Origin of the sequence: Streptomyces sp. NPDC093261 (assembly GCF_044753645.1) — a bacterium.
Lineage (GTDB): Bacteria > Actinomycetota > Actinomycetes > Streptomycetales > Streptomycetaceae > Streptomyces.
Genome location: NZ_JBIVNO010000001.1, coordinates 102,719 through 126,569, shown reverse-complemented (window position 1 = coordinate 126,569; position 23,851 = coordinate 102,719). Strand labels below are relative to the sequence as shown.

Here is a 23,851-nt window from a genome sequence, read left to right as displayed (position 1 = left end):
CAGCGATTCCAGCGCCGTCAGTGCCCTGCGGGATCGCGACTCCCCCTTGTCAGCGCGAGTGGTCATGGCCCGTGAGCTTCCGGCGCACCGGGGCGGTCACGTGGCGGGGCGCCCGCTCAGGGCGTCACGGAGGCCGCGAACTCCGTCAGCGCCGCGAAGTCGCCCCGGCGCAGGCCGATGCGCGGGTCCACCTGGTGCAGCAGTGCAGGCCCCGGGTGGTGGGCGGCGACGTATGCCTCGTCCGCGGGGCTCTGTTCGTCGTCCACCCATGCGAAGGGGCGGCCCCGGGCGTACGCCACGATCGCCTCGGTCTTCCAGTGCACGCCGTCGGGGCGCAGTGCGAACAGTCCCGCGCCGAAGTCGACGTAGGGAAGCTCCGGCAGGCCGATGACCGGGCCGATCCAGCGGTTCGCGGCGTCCATCCACGTGGATGCCCAGCACAGGTCGTATCCGAGCGCCAGCAGGGCCGGGCCGTGTCCGGGGTGCAGCCATACGCGCAGTGTCCGGCCCGGGTGCAGGGCGACCCTGATGGTCGTGTAGCCCTCCGGGCGCCGTTCCGGCTGGGCCGCCCACGGGTTGAGAGGGCCGTCGACGTCGAGGAAGAGCAGCGGCCGGTCCACGCGGCCACCGTACGGCACGGGCGGCGCTCGCTGGACGCCTTTTATCGGACGAGCGCCGAGCAGGCGGTCATCAGCCGCTCGTACACCGCCAGCAGCCCCTCGACCACCTCGCGGTCCGCGGGACGCAGCGGTGCGCGGACCGGACCGGCGGGCAGACCGAGGGCGCCGAGCAGCGCCTTGGCCGTGACCGTGCCGGGCAGGTCCGCCGCCATCATCGCCTCGATCAGGGGCAGCGCCCGGTGCTGCGACCGGGCGGCTCCCGCGGTGTCGCCCGCGTCGAAGGCGTCCAGTGCGGACCGCATGGCGCGCGGGGCGACGTTGGCCACCGTGCTGACGTAGCCCGCGCCGCCGACCGCGTACATGGCGAGATTGTGCTCGTCGCAGCCCGCGTAGTAGGCCAGTCCCGTTCGGGAGAGCACCTTCTGGATGCCGAGGAAATCGTAGGAGCAGTCCTTGACCGCCACGATCCTGGGGTGTTCGGCGAGACGGAGCATCGTGTCGGGCTCGATGCGGGTGCCGGTGCGGCCGGGGATGTCGTACAGCGCGAGCGGCAGTCCCGCCGCGTCCGCGATCTGCCGGAAGTGCCAAGCCAGGGCGTCCTGCGGGGGCTTGCTGTAGTAGGGGCTGACCACCAGCAGGCCGTCCGCCCCCGCCTTCCCGGCCGCCAGGGCCAGCTCGACGGTGTGCCGGGTGTCGAAGGTGCCCACGCCCGCCACCAGCGACGCCCGGTCGCCGACCGCCTCCCGGACGGCCTCGACGAGTGCGGACTTCTCGGCGTCCGTCGTGGTCGGCGACTCGCCCGTCGTTCCGTTCAGCACCAGTCCGTCACACCCGTCCGACACCAGCCGGTCGGCGAGCCGCTGGGCCCCGTCGAGGTCGAGCGCGCCCTCCTTGGTGAAGGGCGTGACCATGGCGCAAAGGGCGCGGCCGAAGGGCGGCGGCGCGGAGGTGGTGGTCGTCATGGGAGTAGTGTCGGCAACGCGATCGTGAAGCTCCACTTAAAACTTCTTCAGGGTATTGATTAGGGATGCTGTATGAGTGAGATCGAGTGGCTAGACCTCGGCGACGTGCCCTAGGGGAGGCGATCACGGCGTGCGGGCTGCCGGGTGTCCCGAGGGCCTCGCTCGCCGAGACCGCGGCCACCCAGGGGTGTCCGGCGTCCTCCGAGATGGAGGTCAGGGAGGTGGTGGCGGAGGCACTCGGGGCGCGTTGAGGGGCGCGGAGCCTCCCCTGGTGGTGCCAAATCGGGCCGGTTGGGTCACCATGGCCGGGACGGTCACCAACCGTGGGAGGCGTTATGAAGCTGGGCAAGGCACTCGCCACCGGGGTCGTGGAGGAGCGTTGGGAGGCCCCCGAGAGGGAGACGGGTCTCGAGGCGGCAGACGTCGTCGAGGAGCCCGCGGCCTCCGCCCCTGAAGAGGTCCCGGCCGCCCGATGAGACTGCGGCTTCCCGAGGAACGCCCGACGGAGCCGCCGACCGGATACAAGATCGCCCACCCTGTGCTGTCCCAGGACGGCGGCCGGGCCGGGTTCACCGGTGTCTCCCTGGGCGGCGCACTGCCCTACGGAGTCCTCGACGACGCCCGGTGTGTGTACGGGCGCCGGCACCGCGCGCCCCATCGCCGCTGCGACTGCGGCTTCCACTGTGTGCACGACCGCGCGGAGGCCGAGGCGCTGCTGTGCACCGAGGAGCACCGGGCGGCCGCGCTGCTGGAGGTCTCCGTCCTCGGCTCGTACATCCGCTTCGAACACGGCTACCGCTATGCCCGCCAGCGGGTGCGGACCATGATGGCCGGCAGGTGTGCCTGCGGAGGAGCGGCTGTCGCCCTGGCCGACGCCGGCTGGGGGCGCCCGGGCTGGCGCGCCCTCCGGTCAGCGTGCGCGGGGTGCGTGCGCGGCCGTACGTCGCTGTCGCTCGCCGTGTTCGCGCGGCTCGCCGGTGAGGGGCTGCGGGTGCGGGCCGGCCGGGAAACCGGGAGCCCGCCCGCCGGCCTCGAGGCGTCCGAGCTGGCCGCCGAGGCGGCCCTCCTCCAGGCGCGGCTCGACTGGTTCCAGACCCAGTTGGCGCGTCTGCAGGAGCGGGGGCCGAAGGGGTAGGGACCCGGCCGCGCATGTCCGCGGCCCGCCCGCTCAGTCCGGCCTGGGCAGGGAGCGCAGGCGTTCCATCTGGGCATGGCTGAGGTCGTAGGCCTGCCGCATATGGCGGGTGATCACCTCGAGCTCGTCCTCGGAGTGGCCGTCGAGCAGGGTCTGCCAGGCCTGGCCGAGGTCGTCCCATACCGCGGTGACCCGGGCGATCCGCTCGGGAACCGGAGCGACCAGCACCCGTCGGCGGTCCCGCTCGTCGGGGGTGCGGGCCACATAGCCCCCACGTTCGAGGCGGTCCACCAGCCGTGTGGCCGAGCCCGTGGTCAGACCCGTCATATCGGCGATCTGTCGCACGGTGAGCGGCCCGGGCTCGGCCGTCAGCAGGCTCAGACACTGCACATCGGTCGGATGCAGCCCGAGGTGATCGGCGACGGCCTGGTTGAAGAGCACATACGCCGCGAGATAGCGGCGGGACTCCAACGACAACGCCTCGTACAGCCGCTCCCGGCGCGACTCCGCCATCCGGATCACACTCCCCTTTGCTGCGAGGCACAGCATTTCTGTACTCTGCTGCGTGACGCAGTTGATGCGTCGCACAGTCATTCTATCCCGGGGGGAACCATGCTCACCGTCGCCGTCAGCGGAGCCACCGGAGCCCAGGGCGGGGCCACCGCCCGTGCCCTTCTCGCCGCGGGCCACCGGGTCCGCGCACTCACCCGTGATCCCGGCTCGCCCGCCGCCGACACCCTGCGCGCCCTCGGAGCCGATGTGCGCCGGGCCGACTTCGACGACCGCGCCTCCCTCGACGCGGCGCTCGCCGGGACCGACTCGCTCTTCGCCGTCACCACCCCGTTCGGTGCTGACACCGCCGTCGAGACGCGGCAGGGCGAGGCCCTCGTCGATGCTGCGGCAGCCGCCCGCCTCGGTCACATCGTGCTGACCTCCGCCGCACATGCCGACCGCGGCACCGGCGTCCCGCACTACGAGAGCAAGTACCTGGTCGAGCGGTATCTGCGGACGGCCGGCGTGCCCTGGACCGTGATCGCCCCCGCTGCGTTCATGGAGAACTACTCCGGCGGCTGGACGCTCGACGGACTGAGCGAGGGCGTCTTCGCCTGGCCCATGCCCTCCGACCGGCCGCTCACGCTCATCCCCGTCGACGACATCGGCGCCTTCGCCGCGCTGGCCCTCCAGCGCCGCGACGCGTTCGCCGGCCGGCGCATCGACATCGCCTCCGACGTATGCACACCCGGCCGGATCGCACAGACTCTCGCCGCCGCGATCAACAGGCCGATCGTCCACCACGAGGTGCCCTTGGCCGATGTGCGGATCTGGTCCCCGGACCTGGCGGCCATGTTCGCCTACATCACCTCCTCCGGCCTGGAGGTCGACGTGGCCGGGCTGCGCCGTGACCACCCCGAGGTCGGCTGGCACGACTTCACCGACTGGGCCGCCGGCCAGGACTGGGACGCGCATCTCGCCTCCGTACCCGCCCGTCGGTGACGTTCGCCCGGGGGTGCGGCATCCCGCGCGTCCCCCCGCCACGGCCGCAGGTCTGCGGCCCCCCGTGCGGGGCAATGGTGCGGGCCCTCCGCGCGGGGCAATCGTGCGGGCCTCCGCGCGTGGCAACCGCGCAGGGGGTCCGCACGGCATCTATGCAGAGAGTCCGCAGGACAGCCGGGCGGAACCCTCCAGAAAGGCACGGCACCCTCATGAAGCCGATCGGCTACTGGCTCAATCGCACCGACCAGGCACTCACCCGCTCCATGGACGCCATGCTGGAGGAGTTCGGCCTCACCCGGATCGCCTGGCAGGTCCTCAACACCCTTCGTGAAGCCCCGGAGACCGTCGACGCCGATGTCCTGGCGGCCCTCTCCGCCAACGCCGACGCGCACACGCTCACCGCCGCCGTCGGCACCGTGCTCGCCGACGGCTGGGCGATGCGTCCCGCGCCGGGCCGGCTCGCCCTCACCGGCGACGGCCGTGAGCGCCTCGCCGAGGTCGCACGGCGCGTCGACGATTTCCGCGCCCTGGCCATGACCGGTATCACCCCGGACGAGTTCCGCGCGGCCGTCCTCGTCCTGGAGCGCATGACCCACAACGTCGAGACGGCGACGGGCGCCGAGCTCCGGTCCTGAGGGCGCACCACTCTCTTCCGCAAGCTCCGCGGCCTCCGCGTTTCCGCGGCCTCCGCGCCTCCGGCCGCCTTCGCGCCTCCGCCGCCTCCGCCGCCTCTGCGGCCTCCGCGCGTCCGCCGCCTCCGCGGCCTCCGCGCCTCCGGCCGCCTTCGCGCCTCCGCCGCCTCCACGCCTCCCGTACTCCTGGCAGCCCCGCCCACCGAACACTCCACCCGTCTGGAGAAAAAAAGTTTTCGGTGGGAGGGTGGGACGCATGCTGGATGTGACCGTGATCGAGGACGCCGAAGCCGCAGCCGTATGCCTGGACCCCGTGCGGGCCCGCCTGCTCGCCGAGTTGGCGGCCGGGCCCGCGTCGGCGGCCATGCTGGCCGGCCGCGTCGGACTGCCCCGGCAGAAGGTGAACTACCACCTCAAGGCCCTGGAGCGGCACGGCCTCGTCGAACTGGCCGGCGAGCGCCGCAAGGGCAATGTCACCGAGCGGCTGATGCGGGCCACCGCCGCCTCGTATGTGATCAGCCCACTGGCACTCGCCTCCGTGCAGCCGGACCCCGACCGGTTCCGTGACCAGCTCTCCGCCCGCTGGCTGCTCGCCCTCGGCGCCCGACTGGTGCGGGACGTCGGCTCGTTGATCACCGGCGCCGCGAAGGCCCGTAAGCGGCTCGCGACCTATGCGCTGGACGGCGAGGTGCGGTTCGCCTCGGCCGCCGACCGCGCCGCGTTCATCCAGGAGCTGACGGCGGGCGTCAGTGCCCTGATCCGCAAGTACGACGCCCCGGACGCCGAGAGCGGCCGCGACCACCGGATCGTGGTCGCCGTCCACCCCACCCTCAAGCCGGGGCCCAACGAGCCCGAGCCGGAGCCCGGGCCCGAACCCGAACTAGAGCCCGCCGCGCCCCAGGCCGCCGAACTCACCGACTGACTGTGAGGATGCACAAGGCACCGCTTGGGGGTCTGACCCGCCGACTGACTGACACTGTGCGCAGGAGCCATCATGTCCAAGGAATTCGAGATCGCCCGAGAGTTCGAGGTCGACGCCACGCCCGAGGAGGTGTGGGAGGCGATCACCCATGGCACCGGAGGCTATCTGTGGCCGATGGAGCCCCCGGAGCCCCGGGTGGGCGGCACCGGGCCCTTCGGCTCCGAGGTCGTCGCCTGGGACCCGCCCCACCGCTATGTCAACCGCGTCGCGAACGTCGAGGGCATCTCCCGGCAGACCCTCAACCAGCTCGACCACACCATCGAGCCGCGCGACGAGGGCCGTCGCGCCTGGGTGCGCTATGTGCACAGCGGGATCTTCGTCGACGACTGGGACAACCAGTACGACGGGGCAAGCAAGCACACCGACTTCTATCTGCACACCCTGCGCGAGTATCTGACCCACTTCGCGCCGCGGCCGGTCGCCTTCGCGACCCTGAACGGCCCCGAGGCGTCCACCGGGCCCGACGCCTTCACCGCCGTCGCCGAGGCCCTCGGCCTGCCTGAGGGCACCACCGAGGGGGCGTCGGTCAGCCTTCGGGGGCCCGGCGGCGAGTTCCTGGAGGCCGTAGTGGACTTCCGCAACCCGTATTTCATCGGGCTGCGCACCGGGGGCGCCCTGATCCGCTTCTTCGGCCGCAACCACTGGGGCGCCCCGGTGGGCATCAGCGTCCACGACTTCGCCCCGGACGCCGACGCCAAGGCGAACGAACTCGCCTGGCGGCGGTGGCTGGACGAGGTCTACGCCTGACCCCGTCCAGCACACCCCGCGGGTGCTACGGGCGGAACCGCAGCACCTGCGGGTCGTGGTCGCTGATCTGGTCGTGGAACTCCGAGTTGATGTGCACGCTGTCGTAGTCGAGGTCGCAGCCACGGCGGATCGAGGGGCTCACCAGGATCTGGTCGAGGACCTGGCTGTTGCCCTGGTAGTCGTACGTGTACCGCTCGCTCTTCGGCAGCGACTTGATCGCCGACCACAACTCGCCGTCACCCTCGAGGATCTTCGTGGTGTCGGAGAACTGGAAGTCGTTCATGTCGCCGAGCGCGATGACCTCGGCGTTCTTCTGGGTGTCGAGGATGTCCTCGACGAAGGTGTGCACCTCGGTCGCCTGAAGGTGGCGCTGGGTCTCGGAGCTGCGCGTCGGCGGCTGGTACTGCGCCGTCAGGCCCTGGTCGCCGCCCTTGGAGATGAGGTGGTTGGCGATCACGAAGACCGTCTTGCCACGGAAGACGAACTCGCCGACGAGCGGCTTGCGGCTGGCCTTCCAGGCGTCGCTGGCAGGGTCGATCCGGCCGGGCGAGACCGTGAGCCGGGCCTTGCCGTGCACCTTGGTGACGCCCACGGCGGTGGTGGAGTCGCCGCCCGGACGGTCGGTGAAGGACACCCGCGCCGGGTTGAAGAGGAAGACCTGGCGGATGTTGCCGCCCGGCTCGCCGCCGTCCTGGTCGTTGACCGGGTCGATCGAGCGCCACTCGTACTTCGGGCCGCCCGCCGCGACGATCGCGTCGATCAGCTTGTTCACCGTCTGGCTCGCGTCGACCGTGCCGTCGTCCTTGGCGCCGTTGTTGTCCTGGATCTCCTCCAGGGACACGATGTCCGGCGACTGGAGGTTGTTCACGATCGCGGAGGCGTGGGCCGCGAAGGTGGTGTCGGACGGGTCCAGGTTCTGCACGTTGTACGTGGCCACGGCCAGCTCGCCGCGCTCCTGCTTGCGGGTCGTCTCGCGCTTCAGGCCTCCGCTCTGGAGGGTGCCGAGCTTGCTCGCGACGAGGGTGTAGCCGCCGAACTGGTTGTAGTCCAGCGGGCCGGCGGTCGTGCCGGTGAGCGTGTCGCCTACGTTCGCGGCGGGGAAGTCGGCGGTCGATCCGAGCGACTGGATCTGGATCCGGCCGGAGTTCTGGGAGGTGTAGGAGCCGTAGACCGTGCCGCCGCGGCGGTTGGCGTGCTCGTGCGGCTTCACCGTGACCCACAGCTCGGTGTACGGGTCGGTGGCGGTGACCACACGGGCGTCGGCGACCTGGACGTTCATGTCCTCCAGGGACTCGTAGTAGTCCAGGGCGTACGTCGACGGCTCCAGCGGGAGGCCGTTGATCGAGCCGTTCGCGGCCGTGTCGCCCGCCGGGGCGTACGCGGCGGGCACCGACTTCGCGTCGATGACGACGGGCGCCGGGACGGCGTTGCCGCTGGAGAGGACCGTCACCGTCGGCTTGGTGATCTCGGTCACCGACTGGTTGCCGGACGCGGTGCCGCCCGGGACGTACTCCGAGACCGTGCCCGTGACCGTGACCGAGTCGCCCGCGGCGACCTTCGGGGTGGAGCCGGTGAAGACGAAGACGCCCTCACTGGTGGCCGGGTTGTCGTCCGGGTTCGGGTCCTGCATCCAGAACCCCTTCGACGAACCGTAGGTGCGCACACCCGTGACGATTCCGGCCACGTCCGTGACCTTCTGGCCCGCGAGCGGCGATATACGAGTGGTGCCCTGGATGTCATGGATACGCACGGTGTCCGCGTGGGCCGGCGCGGTGAGCAGCACACCGGACAGCGTGGAACAGACGGCGGCGACGGTGAGCGCGGCGAGGCGCGCGGAAGACTTGCTCGGCAACGGGATCCCTCCGGGGACATACGTGGGCGCCGGGACGAGAGTGGAGCGTGGAACGGTGGCGGCCGCGACCGGTGGGGCGGCGGCGACGCACGCAGAAGGCGGAGGACGCCGACGAGCGCCGGTGAGCGCTGACGGGCACCGGTGCACGCCATGAGCGCCGGCGGACATCACTGAACGCCGACGCGCACGAGCGGACGCTCGTGATCACCGGGCGCATCCCGGTGAACAAGTGTCCGCCGACTTCTACGCGCGTCAATCTCCTGTGTTCTCAGGCCAGTTGTCAAGGTTTCGGCCATGTACGGTGTCCGGCACGGAGATGAACCGGGCGGCATGGGTGGAAATCCGTCTAGGCTGAGCCGTGTGTCTCGGGGTGCCCCCCCTCGGCCACTACGTACGTCCCAAGGAGACCCAGCCGATGTCAGACAGTTCTCCCTTGCCGCCGGTTCGGCTGCGCTCCGAAGCGGAGCTCGCGCGGGACGCGCTCGCCACACCGCTGCTGTCCCGTGCCGCCCGTCTCGCCCGCTGGGCAGGGCCGGACACCCGCGTCGGCGGCGGAGGCGAACTCGTCGAGGAGCAGCTGCCCGCCGCGGCCGAGGTCCTCGGGCTGGCCGGCGAGGACGCCGCCGCCGTCGCCAGTGAGGCCTGGCGGGTCGCCGTCGACACCGGACTCGTCGAGATCGTCGACGAGGACGAGGGGACGGTCACCCAGGGTGCCGACCTGGCGCTGCTCACCTCCGGCAGCCCGAACGATGTGCTCGGTGTGTGGCTCGGCGCGCTGGAGACCGTGCTCGCCGACGCGAGCGTGCCCGACCTCGACGATCTCGTGGACGCGCTGGGCGAGGGCGGCGAGATCGACTTCTCGTCCCTCGACTGGGACCCGGAGGCGGAGGCCGAGTTCCTCGACGGCGTGCTCGGCAACCTCTATGTTCTGACGGTGAGCGAGGAGGGGCCCGGTGACGGCCCGGTACCGCTGCCCGCGCTCGCCGCGTCGATGATCGTGCCCGACAACATGGGCGATCCCACCAATGACGTCCTTGAGCAGGTGTCGGACGCCATGATGCGGCTTGACGACCAGTTCCGGATCCTCGAACCGATCGGGATCGTCGACTTCCAGCCGGTCGACGAGGCGCTGATGGCCGACCCCGAGGAGGAACCGGCCGCGCCCCTCGACGAGACGGACGTCAGCCGGTACGGGATGGTACGGCTGACCCCGCTCGGGCTGTACGGGATGCGCGCACGGCTGTTGGAGGCCGGGATGGCCGCGCCCGCGGTCGGGGAACTGACGGACAAGGGCGCGGACGCGCTGCTCGACGGCGCATCGGCGTTTCCCCCGGCGGCGGCGCAGGCCGAGACCGAGCAGTGGCTCGCCCGCCGGGAACCGCTCGCGGCCGCACGGGAGTTGCTCTCGGCGGCACGCGGTTCGGACGCGGGTGCGCCGCTGCGCCGGCTGCGCTGTCAGCAGGCGCTGTCCCTGGTCGGGCCGGAGGCGGAGCCCGCGCTGCGCGAGGTGCTGGACGATGCGGAACTGGGCGGCCTGGCACGGGTCTGGCTCACCGAGCGCGGGGCGGCCGAGGTGCCCGCGCCGCCGGAGTCGATGGTCTTCTGGCTGACCATCGACACCGTGGCCGCGCAGCTGGCGGCCGAGGGCAACTCCGCCGAGCTGCGGGGCCTGGTGGAGGGCCTGGCGGCCCAGCACAGCGGCTTCTTCGCCACCGCGTGGCGGGTGGACCACCCCGCGACGCCGGACGTCCTGGAGGCGATGGGGCGCCTGCACCCGGACAAGAAGATGGCGAAGGAGGCCCGGAAGGCGGCGTTCAAGGCGCGCAGCCAGCAGGGAAGTTGAGGCGCGGCGGTCCGGAGGGCGGAGGGCGCCGCGGTCATCGCCCCGACACGGCCTGTCGTGGGGACGCGGGCCCTCTCCCCGGGCAGGGCTTGGGGGATTCATGGAACAGCGCCCCCGGACGTCAGCCTGTGTTCAACCGGGGTTCAGACCCGGGCGGGACCGTGTGGCCGGCAACGAGGTCCGCGGAGCCGCCCCCGACCGGCTCACTCCCCTTCCCCAGGAGCCCGCATGTCTCTCACCCGCAGGGACTTCGCCAGAGGGTCCGCGCTCACCGGCGCGGGCATCGCGCTGGCCGGCAGCGTCGGTGCCCTCGCCACCGCTCCGGGCGCGCTCGCCTCGACGGACATCGAGACGGCGGGCCACCGGGCGGAGGACCGGCACCCCGGCCTCGGCTACGGACCGCTGATCCCCGACCCCCACGGCATCCTCGCGCTGCCCGCCGGGTTCGCCTACCGGATCATCACCTACAGCGGGAAGACCAGGCTGGAGTCCGGCGAGTTCACCCCCTCCCACCACGACGGCACGTCCACCTTCGACGGCCCGCGCGGCGCGACGCTGCTCGTCAACAACCATGAGCTCAAGGGCCCGCGCGCCGACTGGGCCCACCCCGTTCCGCTCATCGAGGGACTCGTCTACGACCCGGCCGCGTCCGGCGGCTGCACCGTCGTCGAGGTCCGTCACGAGCATGTCGCCGAGTGGGTCGGCATCGCGGGCACCTCCACCAACTGCGCGGGCGGCAAGACCCCGTGGGGCACCTGGCTCACCTGCGAGGAGACCGAGGACAAGGCCGGGCGGAACGGCATGACCAAGGACCACGGCTATGTCTTCGAGGTCGACCCGGAGGACCGCCGCGCCAACCGCGACCCCAAGCCCGTCAAGGCGCTCGGCCGCTACGCCCACGAGGCCGTCGTCGTCGACCCCAGGCGCGGCCACCTCTATCTGACCGAGGACGCCTCCGGCCCGAACGGTCTGCTCTACCGCTGGACCCCGCCCGAGGGCTTCCACCACGGCCGCGGCGGACTGCGCGGCCTCGCCGACGACGCGGGCCGCCTTCAGGCCTTCAGGTGCTTCGACTCCGGCGGCCGGTTCGTGGACGACCTCTCCCGGGCCACGAGGATCGGCACGGTCTACGGCGTCGACTGGATCGACGTCCCGGACCGTGACGCCACGACCGTCTCCGTCCGCAGGCAGTTCGCCTCCGGCGAGATCACCCGTGCCCGCAAGCTGGAGGGCATGTGGTGGGGCGACGGCGGCGCGTACATCGTCTCCTCCTACGCCCGCGAGGAGAGCCCCGGCCGGCATGACGGCCAGGTCTGGTTCTACGACCCCCGGCGCCGGACCCTGACGCTGAAGGTACTGCTCGGTGTGAACACGGACCCGGCGAAGGAGGGCGACTTCGACGGTCCCGACAACATCACCGTCTCCCCCTACGGCGGCCTGGTCATCGCCGAGGACGGTGAGGGCGTCCAGCACCTCTTCGGTGCCACCGACAGCGGTCGCACCTATCCCATCGCACGCAACGAGCTGAACATCGGCTCCGCGGAGGAGCCCGAGTACGGCGAGTTCACGGGCGTCACCTTCTCGCCCGACGGGACGACCCTGTTCGCCAACATCCAGGACCCCGGCATCATGCTCGCGATCACCGGCCCCTGGAAGCGCCAGAAGCGCCACTGACCTCCGGCGGCCCCTGCCCGGTCCGGGTTCCGCCCGACCGGGCCCATCGCGCCCCGCGGGGCCCGCAGCCGGGTGCGGGCTCACCGGCGTGAACGGGCAACCGCCCCGGGCCCCCTGTGGCGCGCCGTCCGCCTGCCGTGCCGCGCCGGGTGCCCGACGGTCAACGGGACCGCCGGCCGTCGAGCAGGGCTGCCACGGTGGTCAGCCGGCCCAGCGCCTGCGCCACGCCGAGACCGTCCATGTAGTCCCGCACCTGTACCAGCGCACCGCCGCGGACACGCATCACCAGAAGTCCGGGGAACGCGAACGGCTGTCCGGTGCCCGCCACGGTCCCCGTGACGGTCTGCTCGACGGTGATCACCTCGGGGTCGGTGGACGGATGGACGGCCACCTCCAGGATCTGCCCGGGCAGCGCCGGGCTCGCGTCCCAGGCGGCCCTGTACCCCGCGCGCACCTCCTCGCGTCCGTGAAGGCGGGCGGGCATGCCCGGGAAGAGGAACGGGAACTCGTGCACGGCGTCGACCGCGTACAGGTCGGCCAGGTCGTCCGCGGACCTGTCGAGCATCGCACGGCGGTAGCGGGCCAGTACTCCGAGAGGGCCGAGGTCGGCCGGGGGAGTGGGGGACATGCCGTCGGGGTCCCTTCGGTCGTCGGGGCGGGGGCGCCGCCCCGGGGCGGTGGTGAACCCCGGAAATAACCGGGGAGTGTCTCCGGTTGGTGCCCGCTAAAGTACGGAAGGGGTCCCCGGTTCGCAAGGAGTGTCCGGATGTCACAGGTCAGGCCCATGCGAGCGGACGCGAGGCGCAACTACGAACGGTTGCTGAAGGCGGCGGCCGTCGCCTTCGCCGAGCACGGCGAGAACGCGTCGCTCGATGACATCGCCAAGCGGGCGGGAGTCGGATCCGGCACCCTGTACCGGCACTTCCCGACGCGGCAGGCGCTGCTGGAGGCGGCCTACGTCGACCGGATCGAGGCGATCGCGGCCAGGGCCGACGCGCTCGCGGTGGAGCTGCCGCCGGGCCAGGCGCTGACGGAGTGGCTGCACGAACTCTGCGTCGGGACGATCCAGGTGCGTGGGCTCAAGGCCCTGCTGGGGTCGGCCGTCGCGGACGGCGGGTCGGCGGCGCTCACGGTCTGCGGCACCTCGATCAAGGGGGCGGCGACGCGACTGGTGGAGGCGGCGCAGCGAGAGGGGACCCTCCGGGCGGACATCGAGCCGATCGAGGTTCTGCGGCTGGCACACGGGGTGGCGACGGCGTCGGAACTGGCGGACGGGGAGGGCACTCGCATCCGCCGCTATCTCTCGCTGCTGACGGAGGGTTTGCGGCCTTAGTGCCGTGACCGAAAACGATCATCGGGGTAATGTGACGGCTGGGTGTCGGCAGCGGTGGATGTCGCGCAGATCAGCTGAAAGCCGTGCCATGCTCTGTCAGTTGCCTGGTCTAGGGTCGCCCGCATGGCTGAGCCCTCCTTTCTGACCGCCGTCCGCGAGTCGTACGACACGGTCGCCGCCGATTACGTCGAACGCGTCCCGCCTCCAGCCGGGATGGACCCGCTGTCACGCGCGATGCTGGCGGGGTTTGCCGAACTGGTGCGGACGGCCGGTCTGGGGCCGGTCGCGGACCTGGGGTGCGGCCCCGGCCGCGTGACGGCGCACCTGGCCGGGCTGGGGGTGTCCGTCTTCGGCGTCGATCTGTCGCCGAAGATGGTCGGGCTGGCCCGGCACGCCTATCCGAACCTGCGGTTCACTGAGGGCTCGATGACCGCGCTGGAGATGAGGGACGACGAGCTCGGCGGCATCCTGGCCTGGTACTCCACCCATCACACGCCCCCGCAGTGGCTGCCTGCGGTCTTCGCCGAGTTCCACCGCACGCTCGCGCCCGGCGGCTACCTGCTCTGGGGAGCGTACGTCGGCAACGAGCGGCTGCAGCCGACCCACGGCTATGGCCGTCCGGTGTCCTACGAGTCGTACCTCCTGCCCCTGGACCGCATGGTCGACCTGCTGGACAAGGCCGGACTCGTCGTCACCGCGAGACTGGAACAGGAGCCTGGCGGACGGGTGAACAGACCGCACGCCTGCCTCCTGGCCCGCAAGCCCGAAACGCCCTGACGAAGCGCGTTCCCGGGGTGGGGCCGCTCGGCTGGACCGTCGACGATCACGGGGCGGGCGGTCAGACCACTGGGTTCAGAGGGCGGCCGCCTCAGCGCATGCCCTTCTCGCTGCGGACACGGGCGCGTTACCGGCGCCGCGCGGCCAGGACGCCGGGATGGCGTGCGTTCTGATTGCGCCAGTGCATGGTCGAGCAGTCCGTTCTGGCCGTGCGCGCGCCAGCGGGCGTACCACTTGGCCAGGCAGCGGCGGGAGATCCCGGCTCCCGCAGCGACGTGCGCGATCGGACGTCCGGCATCCATCCGCAGACACAAGCGCAGACGTCCTTCGGGGGTCAGCGGTGCGTTCCGGGTCCCCTGCCGGTGGCGTTCCTGGACTCGGCGGCCGCGTTCATCGGGAGCCCTGGGGTCTCAGGGCTCCCGCGTGAGCGGCTTTGCGTGGCGTCAGCGTGCGAACTTTGCGATGGCCCCCGGAGTGACGGGGGTGAAGAAGTTGACGAGGTTGCCGTCGGGGTCACGGAACAGCAGCGACCGGTTGCCCCAGGGCATCGTGGTGGGCTCGGTGACGAGGTCGGTGACGAAGCCGGTCAGATTCTGGTGAACGCGGTCCACGTCGTCGACGAGGAACTCGGTTATCACGCTGTGGTTGTCCGCCGGGCGGGCGGAGCCCGGGGCGAACAGCGGAACGGTGCTGGTGCCGGCGATCGCGAGGGTGGCGCCCGCAGTCCTGAGTTCGGCGAATTCTTCGGTGGCCCACGTCGCCCGTGCCCCTGTGGCTCGCTCATAGAACTCGACGAGGCGCGCTACGTCGCCGGTGATGATGCGGATCGAGACGAACTCCATGGAAGTCTCCCTGGCTGTACTGGTGGCGTGCACTGCGCAGGCTAGGAGAAATAGAGGACAGAATCGGTCCCGTATTCGCGTTACGCTGCGAACATGCCTCGCCCGACCGCCCGCGTGCTGACACTCCTGGAGCTGCTGCAGTCGGGCGGCACCCGGACGGTGGCCGAACTAGCCGACCGGCTCGGCGTCGAAGGGCGCACCGTGCGGCGCTATGTGGACCAGCTGATCGACCTGGACGTGCCCGTGGAATCGGTGCGCGGCCGCTACGGCGGGTACCGGCTCGCCCCCGGGTACCGCTTGCCTCCGCTCATGCTCAGTGACGACGAGGCGCTGGCCGTGCTGCTCGGCCTGGTCGCCGGCCGCCGAGCAGGGTTGACGACGACGGAGCGCACGGCGAGCGAGACGGCATCGGCGAAGATCCGGCGGGTGCTGCCCAAGCGCATCGCCCGTCGCCTCGACACACTCCTGGAAGCTCTCGCCTTCACGGATCCGCTCGATGATTTCGACACCCCGGACGCCGAGGTCCTGCTCACCATCGCCGATGCTGTGCGCCACCGCCGACCGGTCTCGATCCGCTACACCGACCGCGACGGACGGCGCAGCGAACGCACGCTGCACGCGTACGGGATCGTCGCCCATGCGGGCCGGTGGTACGTCACGGGCAAGGACGCCCGGATCGGCGCGGACCGAATCCTCCGGCTCGATCGCATCGCAGACGCGCGGACCCTGCCCGGCTCATTCGAAGCGCCTGTGGATTCCGATCCGGCACATCGCCTGCTGTCAGCCTTCGCCACGGCCGAGTACCGGCACGAGGTGACCTTGCGGATCCACGGGACGGTCGAGCAGATCCGCGCCCGCCTTCCCGCCAGCGTGGCGAACCTGGAGGAGTACGCGCCCGTGGCAGGCGAGGACCGGGCGACCGAGCGCTGGCTGCGCGTCGAGCTGCGGGCGGAGCGGCTCGATTGGTTGCCTCCGGTACTCGCCTCACTCGACCGGCCGTTCGTCATCGAGCGTCCTGATGAACTGCGCGACCTCGTCATCGCGCTCGCCGATCGCCTCGCGTCCCACGCCCGCCAAGCCTGACCGCGAGCAACCAATGTCATGAGATGGCACTAGGACACCGACGCCCCCAGGCCACCGGCCGCCGTACCCGCGGGTCCCGCCGAGGGCCCGCGGGTGGCGCACGAGCGTCTACAGGGCCAGCGCCGCCGGCTTCACCATGTTCCGCACCGTGCGCGCCTTGACGAAGTCGCCCATGGCGGTCATGTCCCACTCCCCGGAGAACTGGCGGATCAGCTTGGCCATCAACACGCCCGTCTCCGGCTCGGCGTTCGTGAGGTCGAAGCGGACCAGTTCCTCGTCGGTCGCGGCGTCCACGAGACGGCAGTAGGCCTTGGCGACCTCCGTGAACCTCTGCCCGGAGAAGGAGTTCACGGTGAAGACCAGGCCCGTCACCTCCTGGGGAAGACGCCCGAGGTCGACCGTGATGACCTCGTCGTCGCCTCCGCCCTCTCCGGTGAGGTTGTCGCCGGAGTGCTGGACCGCGCCGTTCAGAATCGTCAGCTTGCCGAAGTAGCAGCTGTCGATGTGGTCGCGCTGCGGACCGTACGCGATGACCGACGCGTCCAGGTCGATGTTCTTGCCCCGGAACGCGGGCTCCCAGCCGAGGCCCATCCTGACCCGGGACAGCAGTGGACGGCCGCCCTTGACCAGGGACACGGTCTGGTTCTTCTGCAGGCTGACCCGGCCCTTGTCGAGGTTGATCTTGCCGGCGCCGGGAGCCGGGGCGGGCGGAGCCGGGGCGGGGGCGGGCGCCGGGGGCGCGGCGACGGCCGGGGCCGGCGGGGCGGCCGGGGGCTGTGTCGCGGGCACGGGCGGGGCCACGGGCTGCGGGGGCGCGGCCGGCTCCTCCACCGTGACGCCGAAGTCGGTGGCGATGCCCGCCAGCCCGTTCGCATACCCCTGCCCGACGGCGCGGGCCTTCCACGTGCCGCCCCTCGCATAGACCTCCACGACCACCAGGGCCGTCTCGGTGCCGAGTTGGGGCGGTGTGAACGTGGCCAGGACGGTGTGGTCGTCCGCGTTGCGGATCGTGGCCGTCGGCTCGATGCCCTGGAAGGTCTGGCCGGTGGCGTCGGGGCTCGCCGTGACGACGATCTTCTCGATGCCCGCGGGGAGGGTGGCCGTGTCGACCGTGATCGAGTCGGGGCTCGTGCCCCCGCCGGCGCGGTAGGTGACGCCCGGGCCCGAGGGCTGGTTGTAGAAGATGAAGTCGTCGTCGGAGCGCACCTTGCCGTCGGCGGTGAGCAGCAGGGCCGAGACATCGAGCCGCACCGGGGCGGCGACGTCGACCGTCACGCGGGTGGCTCCGAGCGGGATGTTCGAGCCGGGGGTCATAGCTGTCATACCCCGTGAACGAACGAGGGCGCTTTACCGTTCCCTTACCGACGACCGTATGGCTGACACGGCCGACCCCCGGCCCGCGGCGCTACGGCACGACCACGATCTTGCGCCCCACGCCCGCCGCGAACTGCCCCAGCGCCTCCGGGTAGCGCTCCAGCGGGATGCGGTCGCTGATGAACACGTCGGGGTCGAGCACTCCGCCCGCGAACAGCTCGGCCGCCCGCTCGAAGCTGTGCAGCACCGCCATCGACCCGGTGATGGTGATCTCCTGGTTGTAGATGCGGTACGGGTCGATCGTGACCCGGGTCGCGTAGTCCGCCACGCCGAACTGGAGGAACGTGCCGGCCTTCGCCACCCGTCCGAGGCCGTCCTGGATCGCCGCCGCGTTGCCGGTGGCGTCCACCACCAGGTCCCAGCCCTGCGGGCGGTCCAACTCGTCGGCGCTCGCCGCGGCCGCCGTGACACCTAGCCGGCGCGCGGTCTCCAGGCGCGCCGGGTTGACGTCCAGCACGTCCACGCTCGCCGCGCCGGTGCGCTTGGCCAGCTCCAGCATCATCAGGCCCATCGTCCCGGAGCCGTAGATCAGCACATGCGCGCCCAGCTGCGACTTCAGGACGTCATAGCCGCGCACCGCGCAGGACAGCGGTTCGATGAGCGCGGCGTCCTCGGTGCGGACGTGCTCCGGAAGCTTCACACAGTTGGCCACGGGCGCGAGCGCGTACTGTGCCGCCCCTCCGCCCGTCGTCACCCCGATCGCCGCCCAGCGCTCACAGAGGTTGTTGTGTCCCGTACGGCAGTACCGGCACTCGTGGCAGTACAGGGACGGGTCCACGGCGACCCGGTCGCCGACCGACACCTCGGTGACCTGCGTGCCCACGCCGACCACCACGCCCGCGAACTCGTGCCCGGGCACGATCGGCAGCTTGGGCGCGAACTCGCCCTGGAGGATGTGCAGATCGGTGCCGCACAGCCCGCAGGCCGCGACCTCGACGACGACCTCGCGGGGGCCGGGCGTCGGGTCCGGAACCTCGGTGACGACGGCACGGCCCACGGACTCGATGACGGCGGCCTTCATTTCACGGCTCCCAACGACAGGCCCTGGACCAGCTTGTCCTGGGCGGCGAACCCCGCGGCGAGCACCGGCAGGGAGACGACGAGCGACGCGGCGCACACCTTCGCCAGGAACAGCCCCTGGCTGGTGATGAAGCCGGTCAGAAAGACGGGGGCGGTCTCGGCGACCACACCCGTGAGCACCCGGGCGAAGAGCAGTTCGTTCCAGCTGAAGATGAAGCAGATCAGGGCGGTCGCGGCGATGCCGGGCAGGGCGATGGGGGCCACCACGCGCGCGAGGACCGTGGGCAGCCGGGCGCCGTCGATCTGCGCCGCCTCGATCACCGCCACCGGAACCTCGGCGAGGAACGACTGCATCATCCACACCGCGATCGGCAGGTTCATGGAGGTGTAGAGGATGACCAGGAGCCAGATGTTGTCGAGCATGCCGGTGTTCTTCGCGAACAGATAGATGGGCAGCAGTCCCGCCACCACCGGCAGCATCTTGGTGGAGAGGAAGAAGAACAGGACGTCCGTCCACTTCCTCACCCGGCGGATGGACAACGCGTACGCCGCCGGGAGGGCCAGCAGCAGGACGCACAGCGTCGACACCACCGACGCCGTCGCCGAGTTGATCAGCGCGGGCCAGGGGCTCGCGCCGCCGCCCACGCCGAAGAAGTCGCGGTAACCGTCCAGGGTCAGGGCGGCCCCGAAGGACGGGGGGTTGGTCGCGGCGTCGGCCTCCGAGTGGAACGACGTCAGGGCCATCCAGGCGAGGGGCAGGAAGAACAGCACTCCGACCAGCCAGGCCACCAGGCCGAGCCCCGCTCCCCGGCGGCTGCGGACGCGCACGGGGGCGGTGCGTGTGGTGGCCGTTCGTTCGGCGACGGCGCTCATGCGCGGGACACCTCCTCACGGAACAGGGACGACACCACGCGCAGGGCGAAGGTCGCGATGACGATGGAGCCGATGACGACCAGGACGCCGGCGGCCGAGGCCAGACCGTTCTCATGGGCCTGGTAGAAGCTCTGGTAGACGGTGTAGGGGAGGTTCGCGGTGCCCAGCCCGCCGGAGGTGATCGTGAACACCGCGTCGAAGTTCTGGACGATGTAGATCGAACCCAGCAGGGCGCCGAGTTCGAGGTAGCGGCGCAGATGCGGAAGGGTGAGATAGCGGAAGATCTGCCAGTCGCTCGCGCCGTCCACCCGCGCGGCCTCGATCTGCTGGGAGTCCCGGCTCTGCAGGCCGGCCAGCAGGATCAGCATCATGAACGGCGTCCACTGCCAGATCAGCGAGGCCTCCACCGCGAGCAGCGGGGTGTTCGAGATCCAGTCGGGCTGGGGGCCGCCCACATAGTGCAACAACCCATTGAGCAGACCATATTCGGGGTTGTAGAGCACATGCTTCCACAGCAGGGCCGCGGCGATCGGGACCACCAGGAAGGGGGCGATCAGCATCGTGCGGACCACGCCGCGGCCCCGGAACCGCCGGTTGAGCAGCAGCGCCGTTCCGAGCCCCAGCACCAGGCTGACCAGCACCACCGCGACCGTCAGCAGGACCGTCGTCCACACGGACTGGCGTAGGTCCGGGTCGGTGAGGACCTGGCGGTAGTTGTCGACACCGGCGAAGTGACGGTCCTTCGGGTAGAGGGCGTTCCAGTCGAAGAACGAGATCACCAGGGTCGCCACGAACGGCAGCTGGGTCACCACGATCATGAAGACCAGCGCGGGCAGCAGAGGGGCTCGGGTGGCCCATGCGCGCATGCGGTTCGGCGGCCGGGTCGCCGGCCGCACGGTGGCGGCGGCGACCCGGGCGGAGGTGGTGACGGTCATGATCCCTCGTACTTCTTGGCGACGGCCTCGGCGAGCGCCTGCGACTTCTTCAGCGCGCTGTCCACGGACTCCCGGCCGGCGATGGCGGAGCTGATCTCCTGGGAGACCTTGGTGCCCAGGTCGGTGAACTCGGGGATGCCGACGAACTGGATGCCGGGGGCGGGGCGGGGCTGCACCCCCGGGTCGTCCGGCCTGGCATTGGCGATGGCGTTCCGGGTGACAGCGCCGAAGGCGGATGCCTCCTTGCGGTACTCCGGTATGTCATAGGTCGACGAGCGCTTGCCGGCCGGCACATTGGACCAGCCCGCCGTCTTGCCCACGAGGTTCTCGTAGCCCTTGCCGGACGCCCAGGAGATGAACTTCCAGGCGTCGTCGGGGTGCTGGGACGCCTTCTGGATGCCCCAGGCCCAGGTGTAGAGCCAGCCGGAGCTGTCCGTCTTCTCGACGGGGGCCGGGACGTAGCCGATCCTGCCCTTGACCGGGGAGCCGGCGGCCTCCAGCGAACCCGCGCCCGACGTGGCGTCGTACCACATCGCCGTCTTGCCCTGCGTCATGTCGTTCAGGCACTCGGCGAAGCCGGACTGCGCGGCCCCGGACTCCCCGTGCTTCCGGACCAGATCGACATAGAACTGCGTGGCCTTCCTGAACTCCGGGGAGTCCACCTGTGCCTTCCAGCCCTTGTCGAACCAGGTGCCGCCGAAGGTGTTGACGACCGTGGTCAGCGGCGCCATGACCTCGCCCCAGCCGGGCAGTCCGCGCAGGCAGATGCCCTTCATCCCGGCCTCGGCGCCGTCCGCCTTGGCGGCCAGGTCGGCGACCTGCTGCCAGGTGGGCTTGGCCGGCATGGTCAGGCCCTTCTTCCTGAAGACGTCCTTGCGGTACATCAGGAAGGAGGACTCGCCGTAGAAGGGCTCACCGTAGAGCTTGCCGTCCGCGGCGGTGAGGGCCTGCCGCATCGGGGCGAGGATGTCCTGCTGGTCGAAGGCGGTGTCGCTCTTGACGTACGAGTCGATCGGGCGGAGCCAGCCGTTCTTGGCGTAGATCGGGATCTCGTAGTTGCTGAGCGTGGCGACGTCGTACTGGCCCGCCTGGTTGGCGAAGTCCTGGCTGATCTTGTCCCTGACGTCGTTCTCCGGGAGGACGGTGAAGTTCACCTTGATCCCGGTGTCCTTGGTGAAGTGGTCGGCGGTGAGTTTCTGCAGCTCCACCATCTGCGGGTTGTTCACCATCAGGACGTTCACGGCATGGGCGGAGGAGCCTCCGCCGGCGCCGCCGGCGCCCGAGCAGGCGGTGAGCAGAGGAGTGATCAGCGTCCCTACGGCGGCCACGGCACACAGGGTTCGGGGCGTTCGTCGGCTCTGGGTTCGCATGGGGTGCTCCTGGACATATCGGGAAATAAGGGGTGACGCGGGCGCGGGTGTGCCCTCCGGGGGACGGTGTCGGGTCGTTCGCCGGGGTGTCTCAGACGCGGATGACCTGCGGGCCCTGCAGCGAGTAACGGTGGGCCTCGGATGCCGGCAGCAGGGTGCTCGTGACGATCGCCTCCAGGGCGCCGACCTCCGCGAACCGGCAGAAGCTCACCGCCCCGAACTTGGTGTGCACGCCCGCGAAGACCGTGCGGCGCGAGGCACGGATCGCCTGGGCCTTCACCTCGCTGACCGCCGGGTCGGGCGTGGTGAGCCCGTGTTCGCGGGAGATGCCGTTGGCGCCGATGTACGCCAGGTCGATGACGAATCCGGCCAGCATCTTGGTCGTCCAGTGGTCGACGGTGGCGAGTGTGCCGGGCCGTACCCGGCCGCCCAGCAGCAGGACCGTGGTGTTCTCGGCCTCCGCGAGCGCGCCCGCGGTGGACAGGGACGCGGTGACCACCGTCAGCGGACGGTCCCGGGGCAGTGCCTCGGCGATCAGCTGCGGGGTGAACCCCTCGTCCACGAAGACGGTCTCGGCGTCCCCGAGCAACCCGGCCGCGGCGGACGCGATCCTGCGCTTCTCGGGCACATGGCTGGTGGCGCGGAAGGCGAGGGTCGTCTCGAAGCCGGCGCTCTCCACGGGATACGCGCCGCCGTGTGTGCGGCGGACCAGCCCGTGGTCCTCCAGGGCGCGCAGGTCGCGTCGTACGGTCTCCTTGGCGACGCCCAGCTCGGCGGCGAGCGCGGTGACATCGACCGAGCCCGCGCGGCGGGCGGCCTGGACGATCTCGCGCTGGCGTTCTTCCGCACTCCTCGCCGTCATCGCCGACACCCTCCTGCTGCGTCCTGCGCCTTGTGCTCGGGCACCTTCGCGGCGCCCGAAGCGGTGGTGCCCGTTCGGGCCCGTTCGGGCCCGGTGGGGCCCATGGGGGAAGTTCTACAGCGGTCGTGCGGCGCTGACCAGGCCTGTTGCTTGCCCGAGTGTGCCCGATGCGGCCCGTATGGCTGAATGTGTGCCCGTCTCAGACCTGCGGCGGAGCGGGGAGGCCGGTGAGACCGGGCACATCGCGTGCCCGAATGCGAGGCGGGCGGGCCCGTTCGGTGCCCGCCCGCCCCGATGTGTCCCGTCAGTACGGCCAGATCGGCGGGTCCGTGACGAAGTGGCCGCCGAGGCGCGCATGGGCCGGGTTGTCCACGTCGAGCTCGCCCTGCTCGGCGATGAGCTTCGCGGCGTAGGGCTCGGAGTCGTCCTGCGGGGTGTAGCCGAGCGCCCGGGCGGTGGCCAGGTCCCACCACAGGCGGGTGTTGGCGGAGGAGCCGTAGACGACGGTGTGTCCGACGTTCTCGGCGGTCAGGGCGGCATGGAAGAGACGGGCGCCGTCCTCGGGGCTCATCCAGATGGAGAGCATGCGCACGCTGGTCGGCTCGGGGAAGCAGGAGCCGATGCGCACGGACACCGTCTCCAGGCCGTGCCTGTCCCAGTAGAGCTGGGCGAGGTCCTCGCCGAAGGACTTCGACAGCCCGTAGAAGGTGTCGGGGCGGCGCGGGGTGTCGACCGGGATCAGCGGGTCGTCGCCCTGGGGGCGCGGGGTGTAGCCGACCGCGTGGTTGGAGGAGGCGAACACAATCCGGCGCACGCCCTCCTCTCGCGCCGCCTCGTACAGGTGGTACGTGCCCTCGATGTTCGCCTTCAGGACCTTCTCGAACGTGGACTCCACGGAGATGCCCGCGAGATGGAGGATCGCGTCGACGCCCCGCACGGCCTCCCGCAGGGCCTCCCGGTCCGCGAGGTCCGCGGTGATCGCGTCCGGCTCTTCCTCGATGGGCCGGAGGTCCAGGAGCCGCAGCCGGTAGCCGTACCCGGGCAGCAGCTCCCGCATCAGGGTGCCGAGGCCGCCGGCGGCGCCGGTGAGCAGAACGGTGCGGGGAGCGGGCATCCTCGGGTCTCCTCTTTTTCCGGCTTGTTCGCCTTCGGGGCGCTGAGAGCCGGCGTGCCTATGGCTCACTCGCACGGCTCACTCGCGAGACGGCCGGCTGCGTACATGTATGACATTCACATTCGTGGACACGCTAGGGATCCCTGGTCCGACCCGTCAAGTGTCGCGCGCCCACGCATTATCCGCCTGCGGGTTGCCGGTTTGCGCGCTTGACCTGCCCCGAGGTGGCACCTTAGCGTGAGTGCGTTCATGAATATGGACGTGGATCAGAAACATGCACTGGTGCGGGACTGGTCCGCGTGTCAGCGCCTGTTCAAGGGAGAGCCC

At 71.1% G+C, this 23,851-nt stretch carries 24 protein-coding genes and 1 pseudogene; 11 read left to right on the top strand and 14 right to left on the bottom strand.

Annotated elements, in window-relative coordinates:
- Positions 1 to 116: 116 nt before the first annotated feature.
- Together ACIP94_RS00625 and dapA are read right to left on the bottom strand one after the other, a co-directional pair.
- Positions 117 to 620, bottom strand: a complete 504-nt coding sequence (locus ACIP94_RS00625; protein ID WP_402417701.1) for a hypothetical protein — start codon at positions 618 to 620, stop codon at positions 117 to 119.
- A gap of 41 nt (positions 621 to 661) precedes the next feature.
- Positions 662 to 1,582 carry a 4-hydroxy-tetrahydrodipicolinate synthase gene (dapA, locus tag ACIP94_RS00620; protein WP_402417699.1) on the bottom strand — a complete coding sequence of 307 codons (921 nt, stop codon included), beginning with the start codon at positions 1,580 to 1,582 and terminating at the stop codon, positions 662 to 664.
- Between the two features lie 335 nt (positions 1,583 to 1,917).
- On the opposite strand from dapA, the gene ACIP94_RS00615 reads away from it, so the two are divergent.
- On the top strand, positions 1,918 to 2,058 hold the full coding sequence (locus ACIP94_RS00615; RefSeq protein WP_402417698.1) for a hypothetical protein: 141 nt from the start codon (positions 1,918 to 1,920) through the stop codon (positions 2,056 to 2,058).
- Complete coding sequence (locus ACIP94_RS00610) at positions 2,055 to 2,717, top strand: hypothetical protein (protein ID WP_402417696.1); 663 nt, start codon at positions 2,055 to 2,057, stop codon at positions 2,715 to 2,717. Before ACIP94_RS00615 ends, ACIP94_RS00610 begins: the two co-directional genes overlap by 4 nt.
- A gap of 33 nt (positions 2,718 to 2,750) precedes the next feature.
- Here the strand turns inward: ACIP94_RS00610 and ACIP94_RS00605 are convergent, their stop codons facing one another.
- The gene (locus ACIP94_RS00605) at positions 2,751 to 3,230 is read right to left on the bottom strand and encodes a MarR family winged helix-turn-helix transcriptional regulator (protein WP_402417694.1); all 480 of its coding nucleotides are present in this window, start codon (positions 3,228 to 3,230) and stop codon (positions 2,751 to 2,753) included.
- A 99-nt stretch (positions 3,231 to 3,329) separates the two neighbouring features.
- Between ACIP94_RS00605 and ACIP94_RS00600 the strand changes: the two genes are divergently transcribed.
- The 4 genes from ACIP94_RS00600 (at position 3,330) to ACIP94_RS00585 (ending at position 6,572) form a co-directional block, all read left to right on the top strand.
- Positions 3,330 to 4,211, top strand: a complete 882-nt coding sequence (locus tag ACIP94_RS00600) for an NmrA/HSCARG family protein (RefSeq protein ID WP_402417692.1) — start codon at positions 3,330 to 3,332, stop codon at positions 4,209 to 4,211.
- Between the two features lie 209 nt (positions 4,212 to 4,420).
- A complete protein-coding gene (locus ACIP94_RS00595) occupies positions 4,421 to 4,846 on the top strand; it encodes a MarR family winged helix-turn-helix transcriptional regulator (RefSeq protein WP_402417691.1) in 426 nt (141 codons plus the stop codon).
- 253 nt (positions 4,847 to 5,099) lie between these two features.
- Positions 5,100 to 5,765, top strand: a complete 666-nt coding sequence (locus tag ACIP94_RS00590; RefSeq protein WP_402417689.1) for an ArsR/SmtB family transcription factor — start codon at positions 5,100 to 5,102, stop codon at positions 5,763 to 5,765.
- A 72-nt stretch (positions 5,766 to 5,837) separates the two neighbouring features.
- Positions 5,838 to 6,572, top strand: coding sequence for an SRPBCC domain-containing protein (locus ACIP94_RS00585; RefSeq protein WP_402417687.1), 735 nt, complete (start codon positions 5,838 to 5,840; stop codon positions 6,570 to 6,572).
- A gap of 25 nt (positions 6,573 to 6,597) precedes the next feature.
- Here ACIP94_RS00585 and ACIP94_RS00580 read toward each other — a convergent pair whose 3' ends face one another.
- Positions 6,598 to 8,424: an endonuclease/exonuclease/phosphatase family protein gene (locus ACIP94_RS00580; protein WP_402417685.1), complete on the bottom strand. Its 1,827-nt coding sequence runs from the start codon at positions 8,422 to 8,424 to the stop codon at positions 6,598 to 6,600.
- A gap of 415 nt (positions 8,425 to 8,839) precedes the next feature.
- On the opposite strand from ACIP94_RS00580, the gene ACIP94_RS00575 reads away from it, so the two are divergent.
- Positions 8,840 to 10,267, top strand: a complete 1,428-nt coding sequence (locus ACIP94_RS00575) for a hypothetical protein (RefSeq protein WP_402417684.1) — start codon at positions 8,840 to 8,842, stop codon at positions 10,265 to 10,267.
- A 228-nt stretch (positions 10,268 to 10,495) separates the two neighbouring features.
- On the top strand, positions 10,496 to 11,941 hold the full coding sequence (locus ACIP94_RS00570) for an alkaline phosphatase PhoX (RefSeq protein WP_402417682.1): 1,446 nt from the start codon (positions 10,496 to 10,498) through the stop codon (positions 11,939 to 11,941).
- Between the two features lie 160 nt (positions 11,942 to 12,101).
- Here the strand turns inward: ACIP94_RS00570 and ACIP94_RS00565 are convergent, their stop codons facing one another.
- Complete coding sequence (locus tag ACIP94_RS00565) at positions 12,102 to 12,569, bottom strand: nuclear transport factor 2 family protein (protein ID WP_402417681.1); 468 nt, start codon at positions 12,567 to 12,569, stop codon at positions 12,102 to 12,104.
- 138 nt (positions 12,570 to 12,707) lie between these two features.
- On the opposite strand from ACIP94_RS00565, the gene ACIP94_RS00560 reads away from it, so the two are divergent.
- Positions 12,708 to 13,274, top strand: a complete 567-nt coding sequence (locus ACIP94_RS00560) for a TetR/AcrR family transcriptional regulator (RefSeq protein ID WP_402417679.1) — start codon at positions 12,708 to 12,710, stop codon at positions 13,272 to 13,274.
- Positions 13,275 to 13,397: 123 nt separating this feature from the next.
- Positions 13,398 to 14,051 carry a class I SAM-dependent methyltransferase gene (locus ACIP94_RS00555; RefSeq protein WP_402417677.1) on the top strand — a complete coding sequence of 218 codons (654 nt, stop codon included), beginning with the start codon at positions 13,398 to 13,400 and terminating at the stop codon, positions 14,049 to 14,051.
- 152 nt (positions 14,052 to 14,203) lie between these two features.
- On the opposite strand, the pseudogene ACIP94_RS00550 reads toward ACIP94_RS00555, so the two are convergent.
- A pseudogene (locus tag ACIP94_RS00550) lies at positions 14,204 to 14,389 on the bottom strand (helix-turn-helix domain-containing protein); the annotation flags it as partial.
- A gap of 105 nt (positions 14,390 to 14,494) precedes the next feature.
- Positions 14,495 to 14,893: a VOC family protein gene (locus tag ACIP94_RS00545; RefSeq protein WP_402417675.1), complete on the bottom strand. Its 399-nt coding sequence runs from the start codon at positions 14,891 to 14,893 to the stop codon at positions 14,495 to 14,497.
- 93 nt (positions 14,894 to 14,986) lie between these two features.
- On the opposite strand from ACIP94_RS00545, the gene ACIP94_RS00540 reads away from it, so the two are divergent.
- On the top strand, positions 14,987 to 15,976 hold the full coding sequence (locus ACIP94_RS00540; RefSeq protein ID WP_402417673.1) for a helix-turn-helix transcriptional regulator: 990 nt from the start codon (positions 14,987 to 14,989) through the stop codon (positions 15,974 to 15,976).
- 108 nt (positions 15,977 to 16,084) lie between these two features.
- Here the strand turns inward: ACIP94_RS00540 and ACIP94_RS00535 are convergent, their stop codons facing one another.
- The 7 genes from ACIP94_RS00535 to ACIP94_RS00505 form a co-directional block, all read right to left on the bottom strand.
- The gene (locus ACIP94_RS00535; RefSeq protein WP_402420266.1) at positions 16,085 to 17,290 is read right to left on the bottom strand and encodes a TerD family protein; all 1,206 of its coding nucleotides are present in this window, start codon (positions 17,288 to 17,290) and stop codon (positions 16,085 to 16,087) included.
- Between the two features lie 91 nt (positions 17,291 to 17,381).
- Positions 17,382 to 18,371, bottom strand: coding sequence for a zinc-dependent alcohol dehydrogenase family protein (locus tag ACIP94_RS00530; protein WP_402417671.1), 990 nt, complete (start codon positions 18,369 to 18,371; stop codon positions 17,382 to 17,384).
- Complete coding sequence (locus ACIP94_RS00525; RefSeq protein ID WP_402417669.1) at positions 18,368 to 19,243, bottom strand: carbohydrate ABC transporter permease; 876 nt, start codon at positions 19,241 to 19,243, stop codon at positions 18,368 to 18,370. The genes ACIP94_RS00530 and ACIP94_RS00525 overlap by 4 nt, the downstream gene beginning before the upstream one ends.
- Positions 19,240 to 20,178: a carbohydrate ABC transporter permease gene (locus tag ACIP94_RS00520; RefSeq protein ID WP_402417668.1), complete on the bottom strand. Its 939-nt coding sequence runs from the start codon at positions 20,176 to 20,178 to the stop codon at positions 19,240 to 19,242. The genes ACIP94_RS00525 and ACIP94_RS00520 overlap by 4 nt, the downstream gene beginning before the upstream one ends.
- Positions 20,175 to 21,548, bottom strand: coding sequence for an ABC transporter substrate-binding protein (locus ACIP94_RS00515; protein WP_402417667.1), 1,374 nt, complete (start codon positions 21,546 to 21,548; stop codon positions 20,175 to 20,177). The genes ACIP94_RS00520 and ACIP94_RS00515 overlap by 4 nt, the downstream gene beginning before the upstream one ends.
- A 91-nt stretch (positions 21,549 to 21,639) precedes the next feature.
- Positions 21,640 to 22,410: a DeoR/GlpR family DNA-binding transcription regulator gene (locus ACIP94_RS00510; RefSeq protein ID WP_402417665.1), complete on the bottom strand. Its 771-nt coding sequence runs from the start codon at positions 22,408 to 22,410 to the stop codon at positions 21,640 to 21,642.
- Positions 22,411 to 22,714: 304 nt separating this feature from the next.
- Positions 22,715 to 23,524 (bottom strand): NAD-dependent epimerase/dehydratase family protein, encoded by an 810-nt coding sequence (locus ACIP94_RS00505; protein WP_402417664.1) that lies wholly within the window; start codon positions 23,522 to 23,524, stop codon positions 22,715 to 22,717.
- Between the last annotated feature and the right edge of the window lie 327 nt (positions 23,525 to 23,851).